This window comes from bacterium (genome assembly GCA_024228115.1).
Classification (GTDB): Bacteria; Myxococcota_A; UBA9160; order UBA9160; family UBA6930.
Genome location: JAAETT010000639.1, coordinates 1 through 4,120, shown reverse-complemented (window position 1 = coordinate 4,120; position 4,120 = coordinate 1). Strand labels below are relative to the sequence as shown.

The 4,120-nt window shown below is 61.8% G+C and carries 6 protein-coding genes; all 6 read left to right on the top strand.

Annotated features, from left to right (window positions below; genetic code table 11):
• Positions 1-379: 379 nt before the first annotated feature.
• The 6 genes from GY937_26530 to GY937_26505 all read left to right on the top strand — a co-directional run bounded on the left by GY937_26530 (position 380) and on the right by GY937_26505 (position 4,018).
• Complete coding sequence (locus GY937_26530; protein MCP5060272.1) at positions 380-889, top strand: hypothetical protein; 510 nt, start codon at positions 380-382, stop codon at positions 887-889.
• Between the two features lie 535 nt (positions 890-1,424).
• A complete protein-coding gene (locus tag GY937_26525; protein MCP5060271.1) occupies positions 1,425-2,081 on the top strand; it encodes a hypothetical protein in 657 nt (218 codons plus the stop codon).
• Positions 2,082-2,325: 244 nt separating this feature from the next.
• Complete coding sequence (locus GY937_26520; protein ID MCP5060270.1) at positions 2,326-2,883, top strand: hypothetical protein; 558 nt, start codon at positions 2,326-2,328, stop codon at positions 2,881-2,883.
• A gap of 291 nt (positions 2,884-3,174) precedes the next feature.
• Positions 3,175-3,426, top strand: coding sequence for a helix-turn-helix domain-containing protein (locus GY937_26515; GenBank protein MCP5060269.1), 252 nt, complete (start codon positions 3,175-3,177; stop codon positions 3,424-3,426).
• A complete protein-coding gene (locus tag GY937_26510; GenBank protein MCP5060268.1) occupies positions 3,423-3,563 on the top strand; it encodes a hypothetical protein in 141 nt (46 codons plus the stop codon). Before GY937_26515 ends, GY937_26510 begins: the two co-directional genes overlap by 4 nt.
• Positions 3,560-4,018, top strand: coding sequence for a hypothetical protein (locus GY937_26505; GenBank protein MCP5060267.1), 459 nt, complete (start codon positions 3,560-3,562; stop codon positions 4,016-4,018). The genes GY937_26510 and GY937_26505 overlap by 4 nt, the downstream gene beginning before the upstream one ends.
• Positions 4,019-4,120: the final 102 nt, after the last annotated feature.

Below are 4,120 nucleotides of genomic sequence, written 5' to 3'. Positions count from 1 at the left end.
TTAAGGGATGGCCTGGTGAGGGAAGAGGAGTACCAACAGAAGCGCCAAGAGATCCTCCGGGACCTCTGAGGCTTCAGGCTCTTCGGCTGGCACGGCTGGCACTGGTCTTGCGCGGCCCAGGTACTGGCGGCATGGCCGGGGCACCCCAAGAGGGTCGAGCTGGAAGGGCCGGGGGTGTAGGCTTGGGCCGAACCCCTGTGCGCCAGTCGTCCCGCGTCGTGCGACTTCCCACAGCGTCGTGCGCCCGGGGCAGGAGGAGGCCGACGTGTTTTGGGTGGGGCTCGTAGTCGCTTTTCTCGCGGGCCTTGTGGGTATCGGCCTATCTCGGAACAGCGTGATGGCCCGCTTGTCAAACGCGCGAGACCTTCACCTTGACTGGGTGGCGCTAGTCCTGCTGGGCATCGGGCTGGCGATATCCGGCTACGAGTACCTACAGAGCGAAGCCACCTTGCAAGCGTTGGAGTCTCGGCCGTTCTACAGACCACTCGATCCGGAGCTACGAGAGAGCCTTGTCGGTCAACTCCGTGGGCTCACGACACAATCCCGCTACCGGCGCTTCACCATTCGTATTTCCGTCAACGCCGGAAGCGCTCCTCGCCTCGAGTTCGCCCAACAGATTGCCAGCATCCTTAGAGACGCCGGTTTCCCATCGAGTGTGTCGGTCATGATGATCATACCAAGCAACCCGCCAACTCCGCTGCGGAACATCTCTATCGCACCAAACCCAAATGATATTGAACCGGCTCGCGCCATCGCCGAGTCACTGCGCGGTTTGGTTCATGGCGGCATTCCAGTGATTAGTGAACCAGAGCGGCCACGCGGTGTGCTCAGGATATCCCTCAACGGAGATCCGCTCTTCTCCCCGGAGGGCCGGGTCAGGTTTCGATAGCTATCCACCGAAGACGATTGCACCCGCCGGTCGCGGCCTACCGTCGCCCCCTCCCTAGCTACTGCCCGATGGACTGAGCGCGGCTGGCGCTGATCCTGTGCAGCCAAAGTGTCGCGAGCCTGGCCAGGGCGGCCCGAAGTGGTCGAGCTGGAGGGGACGGACGTGCCGCGGGGCGAGTAGGCGCGCGGTTCTGCTTGGGGAACGCGTTTTCCCAGGGGATGAACTGGCCTTCCTTCGCGGCACCACGGCGGCACTTCGGGGGGACTATCTGGGCCGGCCGGCCTCGTCGCGGGACTCGATGCCTCACGCTCCTGACCTGGCCGCTGTTTCTGCTTGCCCCACCCGCGGCATGGTTTCTGCAGCTCGCCGGGCTGCGGTGGGAAGTGCCGCGCCGTGGTGGCGTCCCGCTTCCCGCTTCTAGGGGAATACCATGCGCTCGCTCTCTGCTAGTCCTCGCGACCCTTCTGAACGACGTCGACCTCTCGCGTTCAAGGCGAAAGTCTTCCTGCTCGCCGCCCTGCTTCTGCCGTCACCGATGGTCGCCGTGGACCTCGTGCCGCTTCCGCTGAGTCTGTCGTCTGCGGGTCCGGGGACGCAGCCGAGGATTGCTGTCAAGGATACCTCTCCTGGCTGCAACCAGACTCTTGTTCCTCAACAGGTGTTCCCGGCGACGTTTTCTCTTCCCTGCTCGGGCCTCGACGTAACCTTCTCAATCGAAGGCAACGCTTTGTTCGCGGATTTCTCTCAGCCATTTCCGGGCACGTCGGAGGTCGCTGTCATCATCGAATGGCTACTGTTTCAGGTTCCCGAACACGATGCCGCTTCGGTTCCGCTCATCTACGGCACGGAGGGTGGCCCCCAATTCGCGCCTCCCTATCCCCCCCAGAATGCAAGTGTGTTCACCTTTGGAACGCTTGGCGGGCTCACCAATGTGGGCGATTTGCCGAGCAGTTCGATGGGCATCGCGTCCGACGATGTACTCATCCAGTTGCGAGCGGATATTCGACGACCGGCCACCGCATCCAGAATTCTCCTCCTGGACGTGAACGCCGCGGTGCCGTCCACCCCGCCGACGCCTCCAACCGAGTGCTCCGACGGCATCGACAACGACGGCGACGACCTGATCGACTTCGGCCAGGACCCGGGCTGCCGCAGTCCTGACCAGATTTCCGAGAAGTCGCCGGGGAGGTAGACAGACTTCGCCGGCCCAGGTCCACTAGCCGCGCCCGCGATACCATCCTCTCGTGCGATGCTACCCGCGATTCTGGGCTTGAGCCTCGCCCTTCTGGCCTTTCCCATGACCGCCGAAGAGGAGTTCGATCTTGTGGAAGACCAAGCGACTGGCTTCAAATTCAACCCAGCCTCGAATACTTGGGAACACGCCCGCTCGGCGTTGGCATCGACAGCAGAGGATGCCCCACTTGAGAACGGTCCGCGTGCTTCTCATGGCGCTTGCGTCAATTCTTGGTTGCGAAGCGCAGCAGGAAGCCAGAACAACTGAACCGAACGACCCGCTATTCGATCCTCTGGCAAGGGAAAGTTCCGAGATCGCCTTCTCCTACTTGGAGCTGACAGGCATCAATGAGTTAAACTGCGAGTTGAAGGATGTCTTCAGGGATTCGTCGGAGGCACCTGGTGGTGAAGCAGCCCAGACGGAGGATCTAGCCCAACGAATGCTCGAGGAGTTCGCCCAGGAGGCGGCCGCTCTCTGCGTCGCTACCGATAGCGCGTTGACCTCGCTTCGTCCGCGGCTGGAAGCCATAGCTGAATTTGGCCATCCGGTTGAGGTTGCCTTCGCCTTCTCCATCTTCGTTCGCAGATTGGACGATGGTGACGAGTACGACACCTCCTATCGTGCCTTCGAGGTACTGCATTTTCCCGACCTCGCGAGCTGCGAAGATCAGGAGCGCGTCGCCCGGGAAGCAGGAGTTCCTACCCGCAAATGCACGCGATGGACAAGTAGCTTCGATCGCCCCGACCACCGCCGACTTTAGACCCTTCGGGGACCTGCTTCGGGGTAGCGCCACGCCACCCGCAGTCCCCGCCAGCCCCTATGTCGCCGCGGTCCGAGCGACTGGTGATACTGAAACACACTTGAGACCATCCACCGGGGCCTGGCGTCGCTCCCGAAGGGCCAGCGACTCTCTGACATGGTCTCGACTCCGTAGGGGCGATGCCGTAGCTGGAAAAAGTGTACGACATAGCATGGCATAGTCTGGCATAGCATGGCATCACACGACTCAGGTCATTGATCATGCGTTTTGCATCTGATTATGTGTGTCCACATGGGAGTCACAAAGAACCATCCGCAACGAGCCGCCCTGTCGCTTCGAGCACTTGCCAAAGAATACGGGCTGAGCCGCGGATTTCTCGCCGAGCTAGTCAACCTCGGAGAGATCCCGGCCATCCGTCGCGGACGCGCAATATTGGTCCTGCGGAGTGATTTTGAGAGTTGGTGGCGAGCGAAAGCCGCCCAGTCGCGCAATCGTGCCGAAAACCGTGTAGACGAGGTTCTGCACCGCGGGGAATCGCGGTGAACCACGGCGAGCGACAGCTCATCGAGCAGCTCGCGCTGGCGGTCGCCCGTGCGGTCCTGGCCGAGCTTCGCGCCGAGGCGCCGGCGCATCCGCGGCCTGTCGCGTTGCGGCCGGTGATCGTCGAGGTGGAGCGATGAATCGCCCGAAGCTCCGGCCGGTTGACGGCACGGCTCGTCCGGCATTGGCCGATGTTCGGAAGCCACCTTGCCTTAGCAGCACCCTCGACCCCGAGATGAGCGTTGTATCCAGCCTTCTGTTCGCCCCGAGTGAGGCCATAGCTGCAACCATCGACGCGGAAATCTTCGCCATCGACGACATAGAGAACCCGAACCTCCGGGTCGTCGCCGATGCAATCGTGAAAATGCATCGGGCGAGTGAGCACATCGACGTGTTGACGCTCGTGGAGAATCTCACCCTCGCGGGACGGATCGCGTCGGTAGGCGGTGCTCGGTTCCTCGGCGAGGTCGCCGACTACGCTACAACCGTAGCAACCGTCGCAAATCACGCGCGCATCGTTCGGCGCCAGGCAGCGCCAATTTTCAGCACCCTGTTAACCCGGAAAATTCATGAAGAAGTCTCGTTCTTGAATTGAAGAAGGCCCCAGTTGCGGTAGAAACGTGTTGCGACACCCGTTTCCCCTCAACAAGGGCCCCTTCATGAAGCCGGATTCTACCGCACAGACTGTCACCTTTCC